Origin of the sequence: Pseudoroseomonas sp. WGS1072, from assembly GCF_049340465.1 — a bacterium.
Taxonomy (GTDB): domain Bacteria; phylum Pseudomonadota; class Alphaproteobacteria; order Acetobacterales; family Acetobacteraceae; genus Pseudoroseomonas.
Genome location: NZ_JBMPSU010000001.1, coordinates 3,448,253 through 3,471,646, shown reverse-complemented (window position 1 = coordinate 3,471,646; position 23,394 = coordinate 3,448,253). Strand labels below are relative to the sequence as shown.

The 23,394-nt window shown below is 71.2% G+C and carries 23 protein-coding genes and 2 tRNA genes; 13 read left to right on the top strand and 12 right to left on the bottom strand.

The features are described 5' to 3' along the window. Positions 1 to 32 precede the first annotated feature (32 nt). The 8 genes from ACF3NH_RS16285 to ruvX form a co-directional block, all read right to left on the bottom strand. Entirely contained in the window at positions 33 to 1,589 is a 1,557-nt protein-coding gene (locus ACF3NH_RS16285; RefSeq protein WP_422924178.1) for a S41 family peptidase, read from the bottom strand. A gap of 2 nt (positions 1,590 to 1,591) precedes the next feature. Continuing rightward, complete coding sequence (locus tag ACF3NH_RS16280; RefSeq protein ID WP_422924176.1) at positions 1,592 to 3,796, bottom strand: ribonuclease R family protein; 2,205 nt, start codon at positions 3,794 to 3,796, stop codon at positions 1,592 to 1,594. Positions 3,797 to 3,799: 3 nt separating this feature from the next. Next, positions 3,800 to 6,529: a type I DNA topoisomerase gene (gene topA / locus ACF3NH_RS16275; RefSeq protein ID WP_422924174.1), complete on the bottom strand. Its 2,730-nt coding sequence runs from the start codon at positions 6,527 to 6,529 to the stop codon at positions 3,800 to 3,802. Positions 6,530 to 6,587: 58 nt separating this feature from the next. Beyond that, complete coding sequence (dprA, locus tag ACF3NH_RS16270; RefSeq protein ID WP_422924172.1) at positions 6,588 to 7,691, bottom strand: DNA-processing protein DprA; 1,104 nt, start codon at positions 7,689 to 7,691, stop codon at positions 6,588 to 6,590. Further along, positions 7,688 to 8,272, bottom strand: coding sequence for a glycerol-3-phosphate 1-O-acyltransferase PlsY (plsY, locus tag ACF3NH_RS16265; RefSeq protein ID WP_198364886.1), 585 nt, complete (start codon positions 8,270 to 8,272; stop codon positions 7,688 to 7,690). Before plsY ends, dprA begins: the two co-directional genes overlap by 4 nt. After that, positions 8,269 to 9,543, bottom strand: coding sequence for a dihydroorotase (locus tag ACF3NH_RS16260; protein WP_422924170.1), 1,275 nt, complete (start codon positions 9,541 to 9,543; stop codon positions 8,269 to 8,271). The genes plsY and ACF3NH_RS16260 overlap by 4 nt, the downstream gene beginning before the upstream one ends. 5 nt (positions 9,544 to 9,548) lie before the next feature. Further along, the gene (locus tag ACF3NH_RS16255) at positions 9,549 to 10,493 is read right to left on the bottom strand and encodes an aspartate carbamoyltransferase catalytic subunit (protein WP_198364888.1); all 945 of its coding nucleotides are present in this window, start codon (positions 10,491 to 10,493) and stop codon (positions 9,549 to 9,551) included. A gap of 64 nt (positions 10,494 to 10,557) precedes the next feature. Next, entirely contained in the window at positions 10,558 to 11,022 is a 465-nt protein-coding gene (gene ruvX, locus ACF3NH_RS16250; RefSeq protein ID WP_422924167.1) for a Holliday junction resolvase RuvX, read from the bottom strand. A gap of 65 nt (positions 11,023 to 11,087) precedes the next feature. Between ruvX and gatC the strand changes: the two genes are divergently transcribed. From gatC to gatB, 3 genes are read left to right on the top strand one after another with little or no spacing between them, the layout of a single operon-like run. Further along, a complete protein-coding gene (gene gatC / locus ACF3NH_RS16245) occupies positions 11,088 to 11,375 on the top strand; it encodes an Asp-tRNA(Asn)/Glu-tRNA(Gln) amidotransferase subunit GatC (protein ID WP_198364890.1) in 288 nt (95 codons plus the stop codon). Positions 11,376 to 11,380: 5 nt separating this feature from the next. Then, complete coding sequence (gene gatA, locus ACF3NH_RS16240; RefSeq protein ID WP_422924165.1) at positions 11,381 to 12,865, top strand: Asp-tRNA(Asn)/Glu-tRNA(Gln) amidotransferase subunit GatA; 1,485 nt, start codon at positions 11,381 to 11,383, stop codon at positions 12,863 to 12,865. Beyond that, a complete protein-coding gene (gene gatB, locus ACF3NH_RS16235) occupies positions 12,862 to 14,313 on the top strand; it encodes an Asp-tRNA(Asn)/Glu-tRNA(Gln) amidotransferase subunit GatB (protein WP_422924163.1) in 1,452 nt (483 codons plus the stop codon). The genes gatA and gatB overlap by 4 nt, the downstream gene beginning before the upstream one ends. A gap of 105 nt (positions 14,314 to 14,418) precedes the next feature. Here gatB and ACF3NH_RS16230 read toward each other — a convergent pair. Further along, positions 14,419 to 14,511 (bottom strand) — tRNA-Ser (locus ACF3NH_RS16230). Between the two features lie 267 nt (positions 14,512 to 14,778). On the opposite strand from ACF3NH_RS16230, the gene ACF3NH_RS16225 reads away from it, so the two are divergent. Genes ACF3NH_RS16225 through ACF3NH_RS16215 form a run of 3 tightly spaced genes read left to right on the top strand, consistent with a single transcriptional unit; the run spans position 14,779 to position 17,149 of the window. Further along, the gene (locus ACF3NH_RS16225; RefSeq protein WP_422924161.1) at positions 14,779 to 15,798 is read left to right on the top strand and encodes an acyl-CoA dehydrogenase family protein; all 1,020 of its coding nucleotides are present in this window, start codon (positions 14,779 to 14,781) and stop codon (positions 15,796 to 15,798) included. After that, positions 15,789 to 16,562 carry a PIG-L deacetylase family protein gene (locus tag ACF3NH_RS16220; protein WP_422924159.1) on the top strand — a complete coding sequence of 258 codons (774 nt, stop codon included), beginning with the start codon at positions 15,789 to 15,791 and terminating at the stop codon, positions 16,560 to 16,562. The genes ACF3NH_RS16225 and ACF3NH_RS16220 overlap by 10 nt, the downstream gene beginning before the upstream one ends. Beyond that, positions 16,559 to 17,149 carry an SAM-dependent methyltransferase gene (locus ACF3NH_RS16215; protein ID WP_370591920.1) on the top strand — a complete coding sequence of 197 codons (591 nt, stop codon included), beginning with the start codon at positions 16,559 to 16,561 and terminating at the stop codon, positions 17,147 to 17,149. Before ACF3NH_RS16220 ends, ACF3NH_RS16215 begins: the two co-directional genes overlap by 4 nt. Before the next feature lie 12 nt (positions 17,150 to 17,161). On the opposite strand, the gene truA is transcribed toward ACF3NH_RS16215, so the two are convergent. Genes truA through def form a run of 3 tightly spaced genes read right to left on the bottom strand, consistent with a single transcriptional unit; the run spans position 17,162 to position 19,378 of the window. Then, on the bottom strand, positions 17,162 to 17,926 hold the full coding sequence (truA, locus tag ACF3NH_RS16210; protein WP_422924156.1) for a tRNA pseudouridine(38-40) synthase TruA: 765 nt from the start codon (positions 17,924 to 17,926) through the stop codon (positions 17,162 to 17,164). A 4-nt stretch (positions 17,927 to 17,930) separates the two neighbouring features. Then, positions 17,931 to 18,851, bottom strand: coding sequence for a methionyl-tRNA formyltransferase (gene fmt, locus ACF3NH_RS16205; RefSeq protein WP_422924154.1), 921 nt, complete (start codon positions 18,849 to 18,851; stop codon positions 17,931 to 17,933). Continuing rightward, on the bottom strand, positions 18,848 to 19,378 hold the full coding sequence (gene def / locus ACF3NH_RS16200) for a peptide deformylase (RefSeq protein ID WP_422924152.1): 531 nt from the start codon (positions 19,376 to 19,378) through the stop codon (positions 18,848 to 18,850). The genes fmt and def overlap by 4 nt, the downstream gene beginning before the upstream one ends. A gap of 141 nt (positions 19,379 to 19,519) precedes the next feature. On the opposite strand from def, the gene ACF3NH_RS16195 reads away from it, so the two are divergent. The 7 genes from ACF3NH_RS16195 to ACF3NH_RS16165 all read left to right on the top strand — a co-directional run bounded on the left by ACF3NH_RS16195 (position 19,520) and on the right by ACF3NH_RS16165 (position 23,387). After that, the gene (locus tag ACF3NH_RS16195; protein WP_198365019.1) at positions 19,520 to 19,993 is read left to right on the top strand and encodes an Hsp20 family protein; all 474 of its coding nucleotides are present in this window, start codon (positions 19,520 to 19,522) and stop codon (positions 19,991 to 19,993) included. A gap of 174 nt (positions 19,994 to 20,167) precedes the next feature. Next, positions 20,168 to 20,410: a DUF1150 family protein gene (locus ACF3NH_RS16190; protein ID WP_198364898.1), complete on the top strand. Its 243-nt coding sequence runs from the start codon at positions 20,168 to 20,170 to the stop codon at positions 20,408 to 20,410. A 137-nt stretch (positions 20,411 to 20,547) separates the two neighbouring features. Beyond that, positions 20,548 to 20,622 (top strand) — tRNA-Thr (locus tag ACF3NH_RS16185). A gap of 212 nt (positions 20,623 to 20,834) precedes the next feature. Then, positions 20,835 to 21,281: a Tat pathway signal protein gene (locus ACF3NH_RS16180; protein WP_422924150.1), complete on the top strand. Its 447-nt coding sequence runs from the start codon at positions 20,835 to 20,837 to the stop codon at positions 21,279 to 21,281. Positions 21,282 to 21,291: 10 nt separating this feature from the next. Further along, positions 21,292 to 22,035 (top strand): MotA/TolQ/ExbB proton channel family protein, encoded by a 744-nt coding sequence (locus ACF3NH_RS16175; protein ID WP_422924148.1) that lies wholly within the window; start codon positions 21,292 to 21,294, stop codon positions 22,033 to 22,035. Between the two features lie 5 nt (positions 22,036 to 22,040). Next, positions 22,041 to 22,490 (top strand): ExbD/TolR family protein, encoded by a 450-nt coding sequence (locus tag ACF3NH_RS16170; RefSeq protein ID WP_198364914.1) that lies wholly within the window; start codon positions 22,041 to 22,043, stop codon positions 22,488 to 22,490. A gap of 12 nt (positions 22,491 to 22,502) precedes the next feature. After that, positions 22,503 to 23,387 carry an energy transducer TonB gene (locus ACF3NH_RS16165; RefSeq protein ID WP_422924146.1) on the top strand — a complete coding sequence of 295 codons (885 nt, stop codon included), beginning with the start codon at positions 22,503 to 22,505 and terminating at the stop codon, positions 23,385 to 23,387. The last annotated feature ends 7 nt before the right edge of the window (positions 23,388 to 23,394 follow it).

Here is a 23,394-nt window from a genome sequence, read left to right as displayed (position 1 = left end):
CCTAGCCATCCTGTGCAGCCAGTCAAGCCGATTCAGGGGCCGGCCGCCGCCTGATAGGCCGCGGGATGATCGATCAGGTAGCGCGCGGCCTCCTGATCCCACGGGCGGCCCTCGGCCGGGGGACATTGCGCCCGGAGGGCGGCAACCTCGCTGGCCGGAACCGGGGCCCGGGCCTGGCGAAGGCGTTGCAGGACGGGCGCCATGGGAGAGGTGCCCTGCGACAGGGCCTGCAACGCGCCTCGCAGCGAGTCCGCTCCCAGGCTGGTGCAGACGGCCGGGATGATCCCCAGCCCCTGCACCGGCCAGCCCAGGGGGGCGAGGACGCGAGACCAGGAGACCAGCACCTCCGCGCCATTGGCCAGCGGATAGACGATCTGGATCAACCCCTTGCCTAGCGTCGCGCTGCCCACGACGACGGCCCGGGCCCGATCCGAAAGGGCGGCGGCGACGATCTCGGCGGAGGAGGCGGTCCGCCCGTCCACCAGCACCACCACGGGCCGGCCCCGCGCCAGGTCGTGGCCGCCGGCTTCCCAGACCCGGCGTGCCTCGGGGTGGCGGCCGGCCGACTGGGCGATGACGCCCTGGGTCAGGAAGGCATCCGAAACGGTCATGGCCTGCCCGAGCAGGCCACCCCGGTTGCCCCGCAGATCCAGCACGACGCCGCGTGGGGGCGTCGGGCCCGAAAAGGCCGAATTGAGCGCCTCGATGATCCACTCGGTGGTCATGGTGGAGAAGGCGCGCAGATGGAGCCAGAGGATTCCCTCCGACCATTCGGCCCGCAGAGCCTGGCCACCCTGGCTGTCCCGCTGCAGCACCAGCGTGAGCTGCTGCCGCCCCCGGCGCAGCGTCAGCTCGACCGAGCTGCCGGAGGGCCCCTCCAGCAGCTCGGCGGCCTGGCTGATGCGGCGGCTGGAGACGGGCACGCCGTCGATGGCCAGGAGAACATCACCCTCCCGCACGCCCCCTTGCGCAGCGATGCTACCAGGGTTCAGGACGGCGATGACGAGGGCGCCGCGCTGCCCCGCCGCCAGGCGGAAGCCCAGGCCCGACTGCCCGACCCGGCGCTGGCGTGCCGCCTCGGCCTCCTCCGCGTCGATGTAGCGGCTGTAGGGATCGAGGTGGTTGAAGATCTCGTCGAAGCCGGCCTGCAGCATGCGGTTCGCGCCGGCACGCTGCAGGGTGGCCGAGGCGTTCCAGGCCTCGATATAGAAGCGGAGCAGCATCTCCGCCGCCCGCGACGCCTGCTCATCCGCCAACGCCTGCGCCGCAGCGGCGGGGAGCAGGCCGGAGAGCGGCCGCTCGCCAAGCAGCCGTCCCTGCAGGGAGAGCGCCAGGGTGCCGCCCTGGACCTGGACAGCCAGCCCGGGATCGACGGCCGAGAGGCCGCGGAGCGACCAGAGCACCAGGTCCGACGGCGCGGCGGATTCGAGGTGGCGCTCGAGGATCGCGGAGAGGCCCTCGCGCAGGATGATCTGGACCTGCTGGCGCTGGAAGCCCTGCCCCTGCTGGGCCGATGCCCCGGAGGGCAGGCCGAGGCCGGCGAGAAGCATGGCGAGGAGCAGGCAGGCCCGGACTGAGCGCCAGGTCACGGTCAGGCCGGCCGGGCGCCACGTTGCTTGCCGGTACCGCCGCTGCGCAGGCGGCTTCGGCGGGCGCCGGGCGAAGGAAGCGGGGCCTGCGCCAGATGGAAGACCAGACCGCCGGTCAGCGGCATGGCCTCGGCGAGCCGCAGCGACACGGGCTGCCCCAGGGCAAAGGAGAGCCGCGTGAAGCGTCCGGAAAGCCGATGCGCGGCTTCCGTATGAGTCCATTGATCGTCCGGCAGGGATGACAGGGGCACGAGTCCGCTCGCGCCATTCCCCTTTACCGTGACGAAGAGGCCGAAGCGTGTCACCCCCGAAATCCACGCCTCGAACATGTCCCCAACGCGGGACGCCATGTGGCTGGCGAGGTATCGCTCCACCGCCTCACGCTCGGCGGCCGCGGCGCGGCGCTCCGCGGCGGTGATGCGCTCCGCCGTGTCCTGGAGCGCCCCAGCCTCCGCCTCGCGCAGCCCGTCGGGCCCGAGCCGCAGCCCGCGGATCAGCGCCCGGTGCACCAGCAGGTCGGCATAGCGCCGGATGGGGCTGGTGAAATGCGCGTACCGGCCGAGGGAGAGGCCGAAATGCCCGATATTCGTCGTGTCATAGGCCGCCTGGGACTGGCTGCGCAGCACGGCCTGGTGCACCAGCGATTCCGTGGCGTCCCCCTTGGCCGCCTCCAGGAGAGCGGCGAAATCCCGCGCGCGCAGCCCCGGCGTGGCGGGCAGGTCCAGCGCGAGCGCGGCGAGGAGCTGCCGCAGGCCTTCGAGCCTGGAATCCGACGGCCGGTCATGCACCCGGTAGAGGCCTGACTGGCCGAGCCGCTCCAGTTCCTCGGCGGCGCAGACATTGGCGGCGATCATGACATCCTCGATCAGCCGGTGCGCCTCCAGCCGGGGACGCGGCGAGACATCCAGCACCTGCCCATCCTCGCTCAGGCGGACGCGGTGCTCCGGAAGATCCAGGTCCAGGGTGCCGCGTCGCTCGCGGGCGAGCCGGAGCGCGGCATGGGCACCCCGCAACGCGTCGATGCGCGGTCGGAGGCGGCCGATGGCCTCCCCCTCCAGCGCCTCCACCTCATCGTAAGTCAGCCGCGCCGCTGAGCGCATCAGCCCGCGGCCGAAGCGGTGCGCCCGCTTCGCGCCCTCGCCGTTGAAGTGCATCTCCACGAAGAGGCAGCCGCGATCCTCGCCCGGGCGCAGGCTGCACCAGCCGTTGGACAGTGCCTCGGGCAGCATCGGCACGACGCGGTCGGGGAAGTAGACACTGTTGCCGCGCAGCCGTGCCGCCTCGTCGAGGGTGCTGTCCGGCCGCACGTAATGCGCCACATCGGCGATGGCGACGACGACGCGCCAGCCATCCGGCTCCGCCTCGGCCCAGACGGCGTCGTCGAAGTCCCGGGCATCCGCGCCGTCGATGGTGACCAGCTCCAGCCCGCGCAAATCCTCGCGGCCGGTCAGGCCCACCGGCCCGGCCGCCGCCGCCTCGGCCAGGGCAACCTCGGGAAATTCGCAGGGCAGGCTGTGGCGATGGATGCACAGCAGGGAGATGGCGCCCGGGGCCTGCAGCGGGCCCAGCCGCTCGACCACCCGGGCCGGCCGCAGCCCGGCGCGCCCCGCCGGCAGGGGTTCGGCCAGCACCAGCTCGTCCTCGGCCGCGCCGGCCGCGTCCTCCGGAGCGATGGTCCAGCCGGCCTTCTGGCGCCGGTCCGTGGGCAGGAGCTGCCCCTCGCGGTACAGGCCAAGGATCCGGCGGGCGGTGGCGAAGCCGAGGCGGCGGAAGGTCCGGCCCTCATAGCGCCCGCCGCCGATCGGGCGCAGCCGCGCCACCACCCTCTCGCCGGGCATCAGCGCCGGCTGGCCGCGCCGCTCCGGGCGCATGACGATGAGGGGCGGCCGGCCCGCCTCCGGCTCCCAGTCGAGAGGCCGGGCCAGCGGCTCGCCATCGGGGTCGATTCCGCTCACCTCGACGGCGAGCATCTCCGGCAGGCCGTCATGGCCCGCCCGCTGGACCGTCGCGCGGTCCAGCGCGCCTTCCCGTTCGAGCTCGCGCAGCAACGCGCGCAGGGCCGGACGCTGCTCCGTGCCCAGGCCGAAATGCCGCGAGATCTCGGTCTTGCCCACCCGTCCGGGCGCGCTCCGCAGATAGCGGCGGAGGGCGTCCAGGCTGGGCAGGGCCGGCGCCGGGCCCCGCCTGTCCCTCGGGCCGCCCTCCACGCCTCAGGCCTTGACCTTGGGCGCCGCCCGCTTGGCGCCGGCCTTGGCGGCGCGGGGTTTCGCGGTGGTCGTGGCCTTCGCGCTCGTGGCCTTTGCACCCGTAGCCTTCCGGGTCGTCGCGGGCTTCGCGGCGGCCTTCCTGGGGCCTTCCGCCTCGACCGAGGCGGCGGCCTTACGCACCGGCGTCTTCCGCGCGGTCTTGCGGGCGCCGGGGGCGGGCAGCTTCTTCCCCTTCTCCGCCAGCAGCGCCACGGCCTGATCGAGGGTGACATCCTCCATCTGCGTGCCGCGCGGCAGACTGGCCACCATGCCGGCATGCTGGGCGTAGGGGCCGAAGCGGCCGCGCTTGATCTCCACCGGCGTGCCATCCTTCGGATGCGGCCCGAGAGCGCGCACCTTGGCCTTGGCATCGGCCAGCAGGGCGACCGCGCGGTTGACGCCGATGGTCAGCACGTCGTCGTCACGGTCCAGGGACTTGTAGATGCTGCCCATCTTCACGTAGGGCCCGAAGCGGCCGATGGCGGCGCTCATCTCCTCGCCGGTCTCGGGATGCAGCCCGATGAGGCGGGGCAGGGCCAGCAGCGCCAGGGCCCGTTCCAGGGTCACCCCTTCGGGATCCATGCCGCGCGGCAGGCTGGCGCGCTTGGGCTTGATCGCCTTGCCCTTGGCATCCGTCTCGCCCTCGCCAAGCTGGGCGTAGACGCCATAGGGACCCCGGCGCAGCGTGACCGGCGCGCCGGTCACGGGATCCGAGCCCAGCTCCTTGATGCCGCCCGCCAGCGCGCCTTCGGCCTCGCCCTCCGCATTGGGCACGGCCAGCGGCCTGGTGTAGCGGCATTCGGGATAGTTGGAGCAGCCGATGAAGGCGCCGTTCCGCCCGAGGCGCAGGCCGAGCCGGCCGCCGCTGCAGGACGGACAGGCGCGGGGATCGCCGCCCTCGGCGGGCTGCGGAAAGAAGTGCGGACCCAACTCCTCGTCCAGCGCATCGATCACGGCACTGATGGTCAGGTCCTTGGTGGCGCTGACCGCGGCGTTGAACTCCTCCCAGAAGGCGCGCATCACCGCGCGCCACTCGGCCCTTCCGCCGGAGATGTCGTCCAGCTGCTCCTCGAGGCTGGCGGTGAAGCCGGTATCGACATAGCGCTCGAAGAAATTCACCAGGAAGGCGGTGACGAGCCGGCCCCGGTCCTCGGGGATGAAACGGCGCTTGTCCAGCCGCACATACTTGCGGTCCTGCAGGGTCTGCAGGATGGAGGCATAGGTGGAGGGCCGGCCGATGCCAAGCTCCTCCATCTTCTTGACCAGGGAGGCCTCGGAATAGCGAGGCGGCGGCTGGGTGAAGTGCTGGTCGGCCTGGGCGGCGGTGAGCTTCGCCGGGTCCTGCTCGCGCATCGGCGGCAGGATGCGGCTGTCCTCATCCTCGGCGCCGGCGGCATCGTCGACATCCTCGCGGTAGAGCTTGAGGAAGCCGTCGAAGGCCACCACGCTGCCGGTGGCGCGCAGCCTGGCGCGGCCGGCCGCGTCGGCCAGGTCGATGGCGGTCTGGTCCAGCTCGGCCGATTGCATCTGGCTGGCCACCGCCCGCTTCCAGACCAGCTCGTAGAGCCGACGCTGCTCGGGCGTCAGGTGGCGGGCGACGCTTTCCGGCGTGCGGGAGACATCCGTCGGGCGGATGGCCTCGTGCGCCTCCTGGGCGTTCTTGGCCTTGGAGGCATATTCGCGCGGCGCGGCGGGGATGTAGTCCGGGCCGAACTGCGTCTTCACGTGGTCGCGGATGGCGCCGATCGCCTCACGGGCCATCTGCACGCCATCCGTCCGCATGTAGGTGATGAGGCCGACCGTCTCGCCCTGGATGTCCACCCCTTCATAGAGCTGCTGCGCCAGCCGCATGGTCTGCTGGGCGCCGAAGCTGAGCTTGCGTGAGCTCTCCTGCTGCAGGGTCGAGGTGGTGAAGGGAGCGGGCGGATTGCGGCGGACCCGCTTCTTCTCGATGCTGGCGACGCTGAAGCGGCCGGCCTCGACGGCGGCCTTGGCCCGCATGGCGGAGGCCTCGTCCGGCAGGTCGAACTGCTCCAGCCGCTTGCCGTCGAGCTGGGTCAGCCGCGCCGTGAAGGGGGCGCCGGCGGCGGTCAGGAAACGGCCCTCGACGGTCCAGTACTCGCGGGCGCGGAAGGCCTCGATCTCGGCCTCGCGCTCGCAGATCAGGCGCAGCGCGACGGACTGGACGCGCCCGGCCGAGCGGCTGCCGGGCAGCTTGCGCCAGAGCACGGGAGAGAGGGTGAAGCCCACCAGATAGTCCAGCGCCCGCCGGGCCAGATAGGCCTCGATCAGCGGGGTGTCGAGATCCCGCGGATGCGCCAGCGCGTGCTGCACGGCGCGCTTGGTGATCTCGTTGAAGGTGATGCGGTGAACCTGGACGCCCTTCAGGGCGCCCTTCTGGCGCAGCATCTCCTGCACGTGCCAGGAGATGGCCTCGCCCTCGCGGTCGGGGTCGGTGGCGAGATAGAGGTTGCGCGCGCCCTTCACCGCCCTGGCGATGGCGGCGACCTGCTTCTCCCCCCGGTCCTCCGCCGTCCAGTCCATGGCGAAGTCGTCCTCCGGGCGGACGCTGCCATCCTTCGCCGGCAGGTCCCGGACATGACCGAAGCTGGCGAGGACGGTGAAGTCCTGGCCCAGGTACTTATTGATGGTCTTCGCCTTGGCCGGCGATTCGACGACGACGACGTCGGTCATGGCGGGTGCTGTATGCTCTCTGATGGCGACAGGCAGTTTTATTCTGCGAGCGTGGTCTCTACCCTGGTCCGCTGCGCATCACACGGTTGCCCGGCAATGCTTCGATGCGCCCCTCCAGCTCCAGGTCGAGCAGCAGAGACTGCAGCGCAGCGGGAGAGAGGTGGCAGCGCCGGATGATCTCGTCAACCACAACGGAAGAAGTCCCCAGAAGCTCAAGGACTTGTTCGGCATCGCCGAGGGCGCCGCCGGGAGCGGGGGCCGGGGATGCCGTCGGCCGCGGGGCCGGATTGGGCGAACGGCGTGGCCGCGCCGTGGCCGGCCCCTCCGGCAGGTGCTCCAGCACATCGGCCGCCCGTTCCGTCAGGTGCGCGCCTTGCCGCAACAGGTCGTTCGATCCGGCCGCGCGGGGATCGTACGGGTTGCCGGGCACGGCGAAGACCTCGCGCCCCGCCTCCAGGGCGAGCCGGGCGGTCATCTGCGTGCCGGAGCGCAATCCGCATTCCACCACCACGATGCCGAGCGACAGGCCGGCGATGATCCGGTTGCGGCGGGGAAAGTGCCGGGCGATGGGCGCCGTGCCGAGCGGCGCCTCGGCAACCACCGCGCCGCGCTCGGCGATGGCCGATTGCAGCTCGGCGTGGTCGGGCGGATAGGCGCGGTCGAGCCCGCCGGGAATGACGGCGATGGTGGGGCCGCGGCGCAGCGCTCCTTCATGCGCGGCGCCGTCGATGCCCCGCGCGAGGCCCGAGGTGACGACCAGCCCGGCCTCCGTCAGATCCGCGGCCAGCTCCGCCGCGAGGCGCCGGCCGGGCAGCGAGGCATTGCGCGCCCCGACGATGGCGACCTGCCGGGCCCGCAGCAGGGCCGCATCGCCGATCACGGCGATGGCGGGCGGCGCGTCCTCCAGCAGAGCCAGGAGCGGGGGGTATTCCGGATCGTCCAGGAACAGGAACCGGCCCCCCATGCCGGACACCTCCTCGATCTCCCGCGCGATGGCGCCCGGCTCGGGCGGCAGGAAGGGGCGGGCACGCCGGGCCGAATAGGCGGGCAAGGCCCGCAGCGCCGAGTCGGCCGTGCCATGGCGTTGCATCAGGCGCCGGTAGGTCATCGGCCCGATGCCCTCCGTCCGCACCAGGCGCAGCCGGGCGGCCGTCTCGCTCACCGCCGCTCGCCGATCCGCGGCTCGGTGCCGGCGAGCAGGCGGCGGATATTGTCCTGGTGCCGCCAGAGGATCAGCGCCGCGACGACCAGGAGGGCGAGAGCGAGGCGGTGGTCGCCCGACAGCAGCGCGATCAACGGCGCCGCGCAGCAGGCGGCGAGGGCGGAGGCCGAGGAGAGCCGGGTGAGCTTCGCCATCGCCAGCCAGAGCAGGGCGCAGAGCAGGCCGATCCACCAATTGGCCGCCAGCAGCACCCCGGCGCCGGTGGCGACGCCCTTTCCGCCCCGGAAGCCGAGCCAGATGGGGAAGAGGTGCCCGACCAGCGCCGCCAGCCCGGCGGCGAGGCCGGCATCGCGCCCCCAGAGCCCGCCGAGCAGGAGGACAGGCAGCGCCCCCTTCAGCGCGTCCAGCAGCAGGGTCGCGGCGGCCACCTTCCGGTTGCCGGTGCGCAGCACATTGGTGGCGCCGATATTGCCGCTGCCGATCTGCCGGATATCCCCCAGGCCCGCCGCGCGGGTCAGCAGCAGCCCGTAGGGCACCGAGCCGGAGAGGTAGCCGATGGCGACAGCCAGCCAGAGGCTCATCCGAAGACCCGCTTGCCGGCCTTCCAGGTTCCCAGCACCCGGCCTTCCAGGGCGCGGCCGTCGAAGGGCGAATTCTGCGCCTTGCCCGGCAGCCGGCCGGCCTCGACCTTCCAGGCCCGCTCCGGGTCGAACAGCACCAGGTCGGCCGGGGCGCCGGGAGCGAGGCGGCCGGCGGCGAGGCCCAGCAGCGCCGCCGGGCGGCTGGTGAGCAGGGCGAGGGCGGCGGGCAGCGTCAGATCGCCGGCATGGACGCGGGCGAGGGTGATGCCGAGCAGCGTCGCCAGCCCGGACCCGCCGGCCGAGGCCTGGGCGAAGGGGAGGCGCTTGTCGTCGGCATCGGCCGGCTGGTGGTCCGAGGCGATGGCGTCGATCGTCCCGTCCGCCAGGGCGGCGACGACGGCCCGCCGGTCCTCCTCGCGCCGCAACGGCGGGGAGAGCTTGGCATAGGTGCGGAAGTCGCCGATCGCCGTCTCGTTGAGGTCGAAGTAAGGCGGCGCGGTGTCGCAGGTGACGGCCAGCCCCTCGGCCCTGGCGGCGCGGATGAGGTCGAGCGTGGCGGCCGTGGAGACATGGGCGAAGTGGACATGGCCGCGGGTGATGCGGGCCAAGGCGATGTCACGCGCCACCAGGATGCTCTCGGCGGCCGGAGGGATGCCGGGCAGGCCGAGGCGCGTCGCCAGCTCGCCCTCCGTTGCCGCGCCGCCCCGCGCCAGGGAGGGCTCCTCCGGGTGCTGCACCACGAAGCTGCCGAAGGCGCGGGCATAGGAGAGCGCCAGGCGCATGGTGCGGGCATCGGCAATGGCGCGGGTGCCATCGGTGAAGGCCACGGCGCCCGCCTCGCGCAGCAGGCCGTATTCCGAGACATCCTTGCCGGCGCAGCTCCGTGTGGCGGCGCCGTAGGGCAGGATGCTCAGGCTGCCGGTGGCCTCCCCCCGCCGCACCATGAACTGCAGCAGCGCCGGATCGTCGAGGGCGGGCTCGGTGTTGGGCAGGGCGCAGAGGGTCGTGATGCCACCCGCCGCCGCGGCTTCGGCCGCGCTCTCGATCGTCTCGCGGTACTCGGCGCCCGGCTCGCCCAGCGCCGCGCGCAGGTCGATCAGGCCGGGGGCCAGGATGGCGCCGCCGCAATCGACGACCTCGGCGCCCTCGGGCATGCCCAGCGTCCCGCCATGGTCGGCGATGACGCCGCGGCTGACCAGCAGGCTGCCCCGCGCGTCCAGCCCGGAGGCGGGATCGATCAGGCGGGCGTTGATGAAGATGGTGTCGGGCATGGTGATCACAGCCGGGCGTTCCGCCGCATGTTGCGCGAGAGGATGTCCAGCACCGCCATGCGGACCGCGACACCCATCTCGACCTGCTCGCCGATGACGCTGCGGGCCGGGTCGTCGGCCACCGCGCTGTCGATCTCGACGCCCCGGTTCATCGGGCCCGGATGCATGACGATGGCATCCGGCCGGGCCAGCGCGAGCTTGGCGGCATCGAGCCCGTAGAAGCGGAAGAACTCGCGCGCCGAGGGCACCAGCCCGCCGGCCATGCGCTCCTTCTGCAGGCGCAGCATCATGACCACATCGGCGTCCCGCAGGCCGGCCTTCATGTCGTGGAACACCTCCACGCCCAGCCGCTCGGCCTCGGCGGGGATCAGGGTGGGCGGGCCGACCACCCGGACCCGGCAGTTCATGGCGCTGAGCAGGTGGATGTTGCTGCGGGCCACGCGGCTGTGCAGCACGTCGCCGCAGATGGCGACGGTGAGGTTCTCCAGCCGGCCCTTGCGGCGGCGGATCGTCAGCGCGTCCAGCAGCGCCTGGGTCGGGTGCTCATGCGTCCCGTCGCCGGCATTGATCACCGCCGCGTCCACCTTCTGGCTCAGCAGCGCCGGGGCGCCGGACTGGGCGTGGCGGACCACCAGCAGGTCGCAATGCATGGCGTTCAGGGTGGAGGCGGTGTCGAGCAGCGTCTCGCCCTTGTTCACGCTGCTCTGGCTGACCGACATGTTGATGACGTCGGCGCCGAGCCGCTTGCCGGCCAGCTCGAAGCTGGTCCGGGTGCGGGTGCTGTCCTCGAAGAAGAGGTTGATCAGCGTGCGGCCCTTCAGCAGGTCCCGCTGGGTCTTACCGCTGCGGTTCAGCAGGGCGTAGGATTCGGCCAGATCCAGCAGATCGGCGATATAGGGCGGCTCCAACCCCTGAAGGGCAAGGAGGTGCCGGTGAGGGAAGGGCAGCATCGAGGACCAGTCCGGCTAGAGGCGGGCGACCATACTGGTCCGGGCGCCGCGCCGAAAGGGGGGGTCAGGCCCGGCTGGCGTCCAGCGCGGCCTGCAGCATGTAGGCGGCCGCCAGGGCATCGACCACCTTGGCGCGCTTGCCGCGCGTCAGGTCGGCCTCGTCGATCAGCATCCGGTTGACCGCCGAGGAGGAAAGCCGCTCGTCCCAGAGCGCGGCCGGCAGGCCGGTGGCTTCCGAGACGGCCATGGCCCAGTCCTTGGCCGCCTGCGCCGCCGGGCCGAAGCTGCCGTCCATCCCCAGCGGCAGGCCGACCACCAGCCCGCCGGCCCCCTCCTGCCGGGCGATCCCGGCGATCGCCGCCGCATTGGCGGCCAGCTTGCCGCGCGGCAGGGCCTGATAGGGGCTCGCCAGCATCAGCGAGACGTCGGAGAGCGCCACGCCGATGGTCCGCCGTCCGGGGTCGAGGCCGATGAGTCTCTGACCCGGGGAAAGGCCGCCGCGAAGGTCGGTCAGGTTGCTGAGGGGCATGGCGGTGTTTATGGTCCGCCGCCATTGCCGCGCAATCAGACCTGCAACCATCCGGAAGAAAAACTATGTCGCTCGACACCGCCACTGTCCGGCGCGTCGCGTCCCTGGCCCGCATCAGGGTCGAGGACGGCGACCTGCCGCGCCTTGAAGCCGAACTGAACGGGATCCTGGGCTGGATCGAGCAGCTGCGTGCCGTGGATACCCAGGGCATTGAGCCCATGGCGGGCGGCGGCGCGCAGGCGCTGCGCATGCGGCGGGACGAGGTGACGGATGGCGGCATCCAGGGGGAGATCCTGGCCAATGCCCCCGACCGTGCCGGCGCCTTCTTCGCGGTGCCCAAGGTGGTGGAGTGAGCGGCATGACCTCTGCCACGGATCTGACCCTGGCCGGCGCGCGCGGCGCGCTGGCACGGCGCGAGATCAGCGCCGTCGAGCTGACCCAGGCCTTCATCGGCGCGGTCGAGGCGCTCAATCCGCGTCTCAACGCCTACATCACCGTGACCCCGGATCTGGCGCTGCGCCAGGCCGAGGCGGCGGATGCCGCGCTCGGCCGTGGCGAGGGCCGGGCGCTGACCGGCATCCCGCTCGCCATCAAGGATCTGTTCTGCACCGCCGGCACGCGGACGACGGCCGCCAGCCGGATCCTGGGCAACTTCGTCCCGCCCTATGAGAGCACCGTCAGCGGCAATCTGCTGCGGGATGGCGCTGTCTTCCTGGGCAAGGCCAATCTGGACGAGTTCGCCATGGGCTCGTCCAATGCCACCTCGGCCTTCGGCGGGGTCGAGAACCCCTGGAAGCGGCGGGACGCGCCGGAGGCCGTGCTGGTTCCTGGCGGCTCCTCCGGCGGCTCGGCCGCGGCGGTGGCGGCGCGTCTGGCGCTGGGCGCCACGGCGACGGACACCGGCGGTTCGATCCGCCAGCCGGCGGCCTTTTGCGGCATTGCCGGCATCAAGCCGACCTATGGCCGCTGCTCGCGCTTCGGCGTCGTGGCCTTCGCCTCCTCGCTCGACCAGGCGGGGCCGGTGGCGCGCACGGTCGAGGACTGTGCCATCCTGCTGGGCTCCATGGCGGGCTTCGATCCGAAGGATTCCACCAGCGCCGACATGCCGGTGCCGGACTTCGCCGCCGCCTGCGCGCGGGGCGTGAAGGGCCTTCGCATCGGCATTCCGCGCGAGTACCGCCTGGACGGCATGCCGGCCGAGATCGAGGCGCTGTGGCGGCAGGGCATGGATTGGCTGAAGGCCGAGGGGGCGGAGCTGGTGGACATCAGCCTGCCGCACACGCGCTATGCCCTGCCGACCTATTACATCGTGGCGCCGGCCGAGGCCTCCTCGAATCTCGCCCGCTATGACGGGGTGCGTTTCGGCCTGCGGGAGGATGGCGAGGATCTCAGGGATCTCTACGAGCGCACCCGCGCCGCCGGCTTCGGCGACGAGGTGAAGCGCCGCATCCTGATCGGAACCTATGTGCTGAGCGCCGGCTATTACGACGCCTATTACGTCAAGGCGCAGCAGGTCCGCACCTTGATCAAGCGCGATTTCGACCAGGCCTGGGAGCGGGTGGACGCCATCCTGACCCCCGCCACCCCCTCCGCCGCCTTCGGGCGGGACGACAAGCAGGACGATCCTGTGGCGATGTATCTGAATGACGTCTTCACCGTGACGGCGAATCTCGCCGGCATTCCGGGCCTCTCCGTCCCGGCGGGGCTGGATGCGAAGGGCCTGCCGCTGGGGCTGCAGGTGCTGGGCAGGCCCTTCGATGAGGAGACTGTCTTCGCCGTCGGCGCCGCGCTGGAGCGTGCCGCCGGCTTCGATGCGGTCCCGGCGGTGAGGGCTGGCGCATGAGCTACACGCTGGAGGGCGCGAGCGGCGCCTGGGAGGTCGTCATCGGGCTGGAGGTGCATGCCCAGGTGACCTCGCAGGCCAAGCTGTTCAGCGGCGCGGCCACGGAGTTCGGTGCCGAGCCGAACAGTCAGGTGAGCTTCATCGATGCCGGCTTCCCGGGCATGCTGCCGGTGATCAACCGCGAGTGCGTCGCCCAGGCGGTGCGCACCGGCCTCGGGCTGAACGCGCAGATCAACCTCTGGTCCCGCTTCGACCGGAAGAACTACTTCTATGCCGATCTGCCGCAGGGCTATCAGATCAGCCAGTACCAGTATCCGGTGGTGGGGCAGGGCGTCATCGAGATCCAGCTCGGGGATGGCAGCACCAAGCAGATCGGCATCACGCGCCTGCATCTGGAGCAGGATGCCGGCAAGTCCCTGCATGACCAGCATCCGAGCAAGAGCTTCATCGACCTCAACCGCTCCGGCGTGGCGCTGATGGAGATCGTCTCGGAGCCCGACATGCGCTCCCCGGAAGAGGCGGGCGCCTATCTGACGAAGCTGCGGCAGATCCTGCGCTACCTCGGCACCTGCGACGGCAATATGGAGCAGGGCTCGCTGCGCGCCGATGTCAATGTCTCGGTCCGCCGGCCGGGCGAGGGGTTCCGCACCCGCTGCGAGGTGAAGAACGTCAACTCCATCCGCTTCGTCATGCAGGCGGTGGAAGCCGAGGCGCGGCGCCAGATCGAGGTCTGGGAGGATGGCGGCGAGGTGGTGCAGGAGACGCGCCTCTTCGACACGCAGCGCGGCGTGACGCGATCGATGCGCTCCAAGGAGGACGCGCATGACTACCGCTACTTCCCCGACCCCGACCTGCCGCCGCTGGTTCTGGAGCAGGCCTGGGTGGACAGGCTGAAGGCCGCCCTGCCGGAGCTGCCGGACGCCCGGCGCGCCCGCTATGTCGGCGACTTCGGCCTGACGCCCTATGACGCCCATGTCCTGACGCTGGAGAAGGAAACGGCGGCCTTCTACGAAGCCGTGGCGAAGGGCCGTGATCCGAAGATGGCGGCCAACTGGATCACCGGCGATTTCTTCGCCGGGCTGAACCGCACCGGCTACGGTATCGGCGATTCGCCCGTCAGCGCCGAGAATCTCGGCGGCCTGCTCGACCTGATCAAGGACGGCACCTTGTCCGGCAAGCTGGCCAAGGAGGTGCTGGAGGCGATGTTCGAAACCGGCAAGCCGCCGGCCGTCCTGGTCGAGGAGCGGGGCCTGAAGCAGGTGACCGATACCGGGGCCATCGAGGCGGTGATCGAGCAGGTCATGGCGGCCAACGCCGGAAAGGTCGAGGAATACCGCTCCGGCAAGGACAAGCTCTTCGGATTCTTCGTCGGTCAGACCATGAAGGCCATGCAGGGCAAGGGAAACCCGGCGCTGGTCAACGAGCTGCTGAAGAAGAAGCTGGGTTGAGGCGCGCCCGGCCCGGCCGCCATCACGGCGGCCGGGCCATGGGGCGAGCGGGACCGTGCGGCCTTCGACAGACCAGGCAGCGGGGATGAAGTGCGGGGAGAGAAGTGGCGGAGGGGATGGGATTCGAACCCACGAGACGGGTTATCCCCGTCTAACGGTTTAGCAAACCGCCGCCTTCGGCCACTCGGCCACCCCTCCGCAGGGGCTTTCGCTACACGGCGTATGCGAGGCCGCTTCTAGCGGTTCGGCGAGGGGCCGTCAAATCACCGTGGTGGCCCGGATCCTGTGACCTGAACGCGGTTTGCACGCGGGCGGGTGTCGCTTGGCGGGGAGCAACCAGACGGGGGCTGTGCCGTTGACGACAGACAGCATCAGAGGGCCAGCATGGACCAGTTCGGCCCATCCGCCGACTTGCTCACCTGTGCCGCGGAAGCGGCGCAGAGCGCCAGGGGGCTGGGAGAAGCTTTGGATCATCCCGGGGCCGATCCGCGACCCCTCATCGACATCCTGCAGCGGAACGGCCTTCTGGTCGCGGCGCTGCCTGCCCTGGAGGGCGGGCTCGACCTTGGCCTGGTGCCGCAGAGGAACAGCCTGCTGGCCGAGGTCCTGATGACGATCGGGCGCGGAAGCCTGCCGATGGGAAGGCTTTTCGAAGGCCACGTCAACGCCCTGGATCTGATCCATCGTTTTGGTGACGGGGAGCAGATGCGGCGGGCGGCGGCCGATGTGCGCGAGGGATGCCTCTTCGGTGTCTGGGCGACCGATGATCCCTCCCGGCCCTTGCGCATGACGGCGGAAGGGCGCCTGGAGGGGCGCAAAATCCTGGCCTCCGGCGCCGGGCGGCTCCTGCGTCCGCTGGTCACCGCGACGACGGAGGAGGGGGTCCGGCTGATCGCGCCCCGTCTGCGGCCGGGAGAGCGGAGCGAGGTCCGCAGCTGGACAGCGTCGGGGATGCAGGTCTCCGCCACGGGCTCGGTGGACTTCACCGGCATGATGACGCGGGAGGCCGACCGGATCGGCCCACCCGGCTGCTATCAGAAGGAGCCCTACTTCACCGGCGGAGCGTGGCGCTTCCTGGCGGTCCAGTGCGGCGGCGTGGAGGAACTGGTGCAGCTGATGCGGCACCATCTCCGCCGTCTGGATCGCGACGGCGACCCGCACCAGCGCCGCCGCCTGGGAGAATGCATGGTGGCTGCGGAGACGGCGCGGCTATGGGTGAGGAAGGCCGCGCTGGTCTATGGCTCGGCCGAGGAGGAGACGGTGCTGGCCTATGTGCAGCTGTCGCGCCACGCGGTGGAACGAGCGGCGCTGGATGTGCTCGAACGCGTTCAGCGGTCCATCGGCCTGCAGGCCTTCCTGCGCCCGAGCCCGGTGGAACGGGTGGCGCGCGATCTCGCCACCTATCTCCGGCAGCCCGGTCCGGACCGGGCCCTCGACAACGCCGCCGCCCTGGCCTTCGCTGCGGAGCAGGCCGGATGGCCGTGAAGCTCACCGCCACGGCCTTTCTCGAGCAGGCCGACGCCGCGCCGTTCGCAGGTCTTCCGGACATCGTCGGGGAGGGCGGGGTGGTCGTCCTGGCCCCGCATCCGGATGACGAGAGCCTCGGATGCGGCGGTCTCCTGGCCGAAGCCGCAGCCGCCGGTCGCGGTCTGCGGGTGATCTTCATCAGTGACGGGGGCGCCTCCCATCCCACGGAGGGGGCGGAGGATCGGGCGGCGCTGTCCCGGATCCGCCAGGCCGAAGCCCTCGAGGCGCTGGCCTGCCTCGGCGTACCGGCGTCGGATGCGGTGTTCCTCGGCCTCCCCGACGCCGCCGTGCCGGAGGCCGGCGCGGCGTTCGACGTCGCGGTCGGTGCCGTCCGCGATGCGCTCCGATCCACCTCTGCCGGCGCCCTGTTGACCACCTGGGAGCATGATCCGCATTGCGATCACCACGCGGCCTGGGCCATGGCCCGGGCGGCCCTGACGGCAAGGCCGCCGGGAGCGCCGCCCTGCCGCCTCGTGCAGTACTCCGTCTGGGGTCATACCCTGCCGCCGGATCACGCCCTGCCGGGCCCGGCGCCGCAGGCCCGACGCCTGGATGTCCGGCGCCACCTTGCGGCCAAGGCGCGCGCGCTGGCCTGTCACCGTTCGCAGTTCGGGCAGGTCGCTTCGCTCGCAGCGGGCGGATTCCAGGTGGATGCCGCGCTTCTGGATCGCTGCATGCGGGATTTCGAGCTGTTTCTCCTCCAGGAAGGGGACCTGACGTGACCGGACGCCCGATGACCTCCCTCTCCGCCGCGTACTTCGAGGCGCTCTACGCCGCCGACCCCGATCCGTGGAAGTTCCTCACCAGCGACTATGAGGCCGCGAAATACGCCACGACTCTCGAGGCCCTGCGCGAGGAGCCTTATGAGCACGGGCTCGAGGTCGGCTGCTCGATCGGCGTACTGACCGGGATGCTGGTGCCGCATTGCCGCAGGCTGACCGCCGTGGACAGTTCGGCGCGGGCGGTGGCGGCGGCGCGACGGCATTGCGGTCTGGTGCCCAGCCTGTCGATCCAGCGGCGCGAGGTGCCAGGGCAATGGCCGAACGGCCGCTACGACCTGATCCTGCTCTCCGAGGTGGTGTACTACTGGGATGAGCGCGACCTCGCCCAGGTGGCGTCGCTGGTCCGGCGGGATCTGATGCCGGGGGGCGATGTCCTCCTGGTCCACTGGATCGGCAACACCGATTATCCGCTCTCCGGCGACGCGGCGGTGGAAGCCTTCATCCAGCATGCCGCCGGCGTGCTCCAGCCGGTGCGGCAGGACCGGTATCCGGAGTACCGGCTCGATCTGTTGCGGCGTGAGGCCTGAGCGGACCGCCCGTCAATCCTGCCAACGGAGCGGCTGGGGGTAGCGGGCGAAGAGGAAGGTCAGCCCCTCGGCGGGGGCATTCTGCCCGGCCTTGCGGCGGTCGCGCCCATCGAGCAGTTCGCGGGGCCAGGAGAGGGGGCGGCGACCCAGCCCGACCTGGGCCAGCGTGCCGACCATGTTGCGCACCTGATGATGCAGGAAGCTGCGGGCCTCGGTCAGGACATGGATCTCCTCGCCCTGCTGCCGCACCTCCAGCCGGTCCAGCGTGCGCATAGCATCCTTCGCCTGGCAGGCGGCGGCGCGGAAGGCCGAGAAATCATGCCGCCCGAGCAACCCCTGCGCCGCCGCGTGCATGGCTTCGGCATCGAGCGGTGCCTGAACGTGCCAGACGCGCCCGGCCATGAGCGCCGGCCGGGCGCGGCGGTTGAGGATGCGGTAGCGGTAGCCCCGTCCGATGCAGGAGAACCGCGCCGACCAGTCCGGCGGCGCCAGGGCGGCGGCCAGGACGGAGACCGGATGCGGGCGGCTGTGGAAGTTCAGCGCGTCCCGGAGCCGGTCGGGGTGCAGCTCCAGGGCGACGTCGATCTGCACCACCTGCCCCTCGGCATGGACGCCCGCATCGGTCCGCCCCGAGGCCATGGTGGCGGCGGGCCGGCCAGCATTGAGCGGGGCGGCGGCCTCCTCCAGCACCTGCTGCACCGAGAGGCCACTGGCCTGCCGCTGCCAGCCCACGAAGGGCGTGCCGTCATACTCGACCAGCAAGGCATAGCGCGGCATGGGCTCAGTCCAGCACGGTTCCGCGCGGGAGGGGATAACCGCGCAGGAACGGCTCCGCGTCGAGAGCGCCACGGCCCGGCCGCTGCAGGCGGAGCAGGCGGAGCGCACCCTCGCCGCAGGCGATGCGCGGCGCCTCGTCAAGCACAGTGCCCGGGGGGGGCGCGCTTCCCAGAGGTTCGGCTCTGGCTTCCAGCACCCGGATCGGCTGGCCCTCATGCTGGAAGAAGGTGCCGGGCCAGGGATTGAGGGCGCGGACGCGGCGTTCCAAGGCGGTCGCCTCGCCTTCCCAGGACAGGCGGCCATCCTGCTTGCCGAGCTTGGGCGCGTAGGTGACGCCTTCCTCGGGCTGCGGACGGGGAGGGGGATTCTCGGCAAGGGCCTGCAGGATGAGGCGGGCGCCCATCTCCGCCAGGGCGTCGTGCAGGGCGGGCGTGGTGATGTCCGGACCGAGGGGAAGCCGACCCTCGAGAAGCATCGGCCCCGTGTCGAGGCCCTCCTCCATGCGCATGATGGTCACGCCGCTCTCGGCGTCGCCGGCCAGGATGGCGGACTGGATGGGGCTCGCGCCACGCCAGCGCGGCAGCAGCGAGGCATGGATGTTGAGGCAGCCGCGCGCCGGCGCATCCAGCATGGGTTTCGGCAGGATCAGCCCATAGGCGGCGACGACCGCGGCATCCAGCGCCAGGGCGGCGAAGGCCTCGTGCTCCTCCGTGGCGTGCCGCAGCCGGGAGGGGTGCCGCACGGAAAGGCCAAGCCGCAGGGCCTCCCGATGGACCGGGCAGGGCAGCTCGCGCTGGCCGCGCCCGGCCGGCCGGGGCGGCTGGGTATAGACGGCGAGGATCTCATGGCCCGCGGCATGCAGGGCGCGCAGGGCCGGCACCGCGAAGTCCGGGCTGCCCATGAAGGCCAGGCGGAGCGGCCTCATGCGTCGCGCGCCCTGGCCTTCAGCTCCTTCGCCAGCTTGCGCAGCATCATGTTGCGCTTCAGCGCCGAGAGGTGATCGACGAAGAGGACGCCATCGAGATGGTCCAGCTCATGCTGGATGCAGGTGGCGAGCAGCCCGTCCGCGGTGATCTCCCGCTTGCCGCCCTCCAGATCCAGCCAGCGCAGCTTGACCTTGGCGGGCCGGGTGACGTCGGCATACTGGCCCGGGAGCGAGAGGCAGCCCTCCTCCCGCGTCGCCAGTTCCTCACTGGCGGCGACGATCTCCGGATTGACCAGCACCATCGGGTCCGGTTTCTCATCCGGTTGAAGGTCAATGACGACGAGGCGCAGGAGATCTCCGACCTGCGGCGCGGCGAGGCCGATGCCGGGGGCCTTGTACATCGTCGCCAGCATGCGGGGCGCCAGGGCGCGCACGGCATCGGCATCCTGGGGGCCGACGGCGCGGCACTTGGTCCTCAGCCTGGTGTCGGGAACCAGCAGGATCGGCAGGAGATCGGTTTCGGGCATGGGGAGGCTGCTGTAGCGGGGGCCGGTCCGGTGTTCAACCATTGCCCCTTGCATATGGCCCCGCTTTGCCCAAATTATCGGCAGAAGCCGGGATGCTTCGGGTTCCGGCGAATGCTCGCTCAGCTTGAGGGGTTTTCCGCCATGTCTCGCTCGTCGTTGTTCGGCTCGCCACTGTTTCTGGGCTTCGATCATCTGGAACAGATGCTCGATCGCGTGGCGAAGAACGCCGATGGCTATCCGCCCTATAATATCGAGCAGACCGGCGACAACCGCCTGCGGATCTCCCTGGCCGTCGCCGGCTTCAGCATGGACGACCTGCACATCACGCAGGAGGACAACCAGCTGGTGGTCCGAGGCAAGCAGCGCGACGAGGCGGAAGGCCGTGTCTTCCTGCATCGTGGCATTGCCGCCCGGCAGTTCCAGCGGGCCTTCGTCCTGGCCGAGGGCATCGAGGTGGAAGGTGCGTGGCTGGACAATGGCCTGTTGCACATCGACCTCCAGAGGCCGCAGCCCGAGGTCCGCGTGAAGTCGATCCATATCGGCACGCGCGGCGCGCAGGGGGGAAGGGCGGTGGTGAACGGGGCGATCGATAAAAGCGCCGATACCGCTGGTTGAGGTTTAACGGCGGCGCGATCGCTCCGGTATTGTGAAGAGCCGGGACGAATAGGGTCGCTTCCCTTGCCCCGCCGGCGCGTTGTTCCCGCAGACTGACATGATACGCAATCCGCGTCCGGTTCGAACCGGACGCAGGCCGGGCCCCTTCAGGGACGGCGAAAGGAGATTCCTGCCATGAATAAGGAAGGACACATTCGGCCCTATGCCGCGGCGGACGTGCTCCGGCATCTTGCCCCCGCGGAATGGGCGCGCTTCGGCGCGGAGGATATCGCCTATATCCGTCCCATCCTGCTGAACGGCACCCCGGCCGTCGCCATCCATGCCGCGGACGGCACGCAGATCGGCGCGGCCCCGGATACCAGCCTCGCCACGGCGGCGATCCTTCAGCATGAGATGTTGCCGGTCCTGGTGCACTGATCCGTGCCTGTGAGAGCTGCACCCTCGCCAGGCTCGCCAGGCTCGCCAGGGTCTGGCGGTCCGGCCGGGCAAAAAGCGTGTCAGGACGCCGGGATGGAGTTGCCCTGGGTGGCGGCAGAGGCTAGATAGCCGCCGCGGCCGACGTAGCTCAGCGGTAGAGCAACTGATTCGTAATCAGTAGGTCCCCGGTTCAATCCCGGGCGTCGGCACCAGACGCCTCCAGCCCTCCAACGATGCCTATGCATTCCAGGCTGCCTTCTCCTCATGGGAGAGGCGGCCTTTTGTTGTGTGCTGCGCGGGGCGGAGCGTGGCCGACATGTTGCAATAGGATGGGTGACGCCTGCTAAAGTGAGAGTCGTTCGCATTGCAAGCGCCTCTCAATGTCGGCATAAGCCATCGCAACTGCGAAGGGGTCATCATCCGCATGTCGCTGCGCCGGATCGCGTCCGCTCTCCTCCTGACACTCGGTGTCATGATGCCGCTGACCTTGAGCGCCCAGGAGACGGCACCGGCGAAGGCGTCGCCCATCGGGCTCGAGCTCAACAGGCTTGAGGCGCGGTCCGAGGGATGCCGGGTCTGGCTGGTGCTGCGCAACAGCGCGCCGGAGGCCATCGACCCCCTGCGGCTGGACCTGCTGGTCTTCGGCAAGGATGGCGTGATCGCCCGGCGCCTGGCGCTGGATGTCGGTCCGCTGCCGGCCGAGAAGACCATGGCCCGCATCTTCGACCTTTCCGGCCAGGCCTGTGACAGCGTCGGCTCCCTGCTGCTGAACGACCTGATGGCTTGTGGCCCCACCACCGAGACCCGCGCCGCCTGCCTGCCGCGACTGTCTCTCGCCTCGCGCGTCGATGGCGTTACCTTCGAGAAGTGAGTAGGCCGCAATGAACCCGACCGATCCCTCCGCCGCTGCCGCCCCCTTGCCCGAGGCCCTCCCGGCGCTTCACGTCCCGGACATGTCCCTGCTGGGGCTGTTCCTGCAGGCCGATTGGGTCGTCAAGGCGGTCATGATCGGCTTGGCCCTGGCTTCGGTGGTCTGCTGGGCGATCATCGTGGAGAAGTCCCTGGTGATGCGGCGGCTGCGCGGCGAGATCCGGCGGCTGGCCGAGATGGCGGCGCCGCAGGCTCCGGTGCCGGCCGTGCAGGGCGAAGGCCTGGCCGCCTCCGTCATCCGGGCGGGGACGCGCGAGTGGCGCGATGGCCGGGAGCAGGGCGAGAGCCGCTTCGAGTACCGCCATCGCATGGAGCATGCCATGCGCCACGCCCTCGGCGGCGCCCTGCGGAATGCCGAGCCCGGCCTGCCCTTCCTGGCCACGACAGGTGCCGTGGCGCCCTTCATCGGCCTGTTCGGCACGGTCTGGGGCATCATGAACAGCTTCGCCGGCATTGCGCAGAGCAATGACACCAGCCTCGCCGTCGTCGCACCGGGCATCGCCGAGGCGCTTTTCGCGACCGCGATCGGCCTGGTCGCGGCGATCCCGGCGGTCATGGCCTACAACCGCCTGCTGGTGCGCCTGAACCGCCTGCGTCATGAGGGGCAGTCCGCGATCGCGGATTTCGCCGCCAACCTGTCCCGCCGGCCGGCGACGACGGGCGGCTCGGTCCGCGCGCACGCGGCCGCGGAGTAAGCCGCATGGCCTTCGCCGGACCCAGCCAGAGCTCCGAGGACGGGGACAGCCTGCCCATGGCGGACATGAACGTGACGCCGCTTGTCGATGTCATGCTCGTGCTGCTCATCGTCTTCATGGTCGCGGCCCCGATGATGGTCGTCGGCGTCCCTGTGGAGCTGCCGAAGACCGCCGCGCCCCGCGCCGCGGCGCAGCGGCCGCCGGTGGTGCTGACGGTGGCGGCCGATGGCAAGACCTTCATCCGCCAGGAGGAGGTGCCGCTGGCGGAGCTGGTCACGCGGCTGCGCGGCTTGCATGAGGAGGATCCGGAGGCGCCCGTCTATGTCCGGGGGGATCGTTCCGTGCCCTATGGCGAGGTCCTCCATGTGATGGGCCGCATCACCCAGTCGGGCATCACCCGCGTCTCGCTGATCGCCGAGGCGGAGGCCGGGGCCGGCGTCGTCCAGGCGCGCTGACGGAAGAGTGCCATGACGACGATGACGTTGAGCGGGCCCCGGGCGCTGGGTTGGGGCGCCTCGGCCCTTCTGCACGGCGGCGCCGTGGCCTTCCTGATGTTCGGCCTGCCGAAGCATGAACCGCCTCCGGCGGTCGTGCCGCTGGAGATGATCGCGGCCCCGGCCATACCGGAAAGTGCCACGGACACGCCGGCCGAGGTCACGGAGCCGACCGAGATGGTGGCCGCCGAGGCCACGGCCCAGGCGGTCGAACCGCCCCCGGTCGAGAGCGTGGTCGCGCCCGAGATGGCGGTGGCCGAGCCGCCGCCGCCGGAACCGGTGGCGGAGCCGGAGGTGGTGGAGGCCACGCCGCCGGACATCGTGCAGCCGCCGGAGCCGGAGACCGCGCCGATCCTGGAGACCGAGGTCCCACCGCCGCCACCCCCGCAACCCCCGCCGCCGCCCCAGCCCGCACCGCCGCCGCGGCCGGTCCCCCGGCCAACTCCGCCGCGCGAGAGGCCGGTCGCGCCGCAGCCGACGGCACCGCAGCGCACCGAGGCCCCGCCGGCGCCGGTGACGGCCGCCCCGCAATCGGGTGGCGCGCCGGCCAGCACGGCGCGCCGGGCCGCCGGACCGCCGGCGAGCTATACGGACAGGATCGTCGGCGCCCTCAACCGCGCCAAGCGCTATCCGAACCGGGCGCGCCTGCGGCGGATCGAGGGGCGGGTGATGTTGACCTTCACCATGGCGCCGGATGGCAGCGTGATCGCTTGGCGCATCACCGGCAGCAGCGGCGACGCGGATCTGGACCAGGAGGTCGCCGAGCTGATCCAGCGGGTGCGGCTGCCGCCCTTCCCGCCGGAGATGGGCACGGCGCCGCAGCCGATGACGGTGCCGATCGTCTTCAGCCTGCGCTGATCGGTAA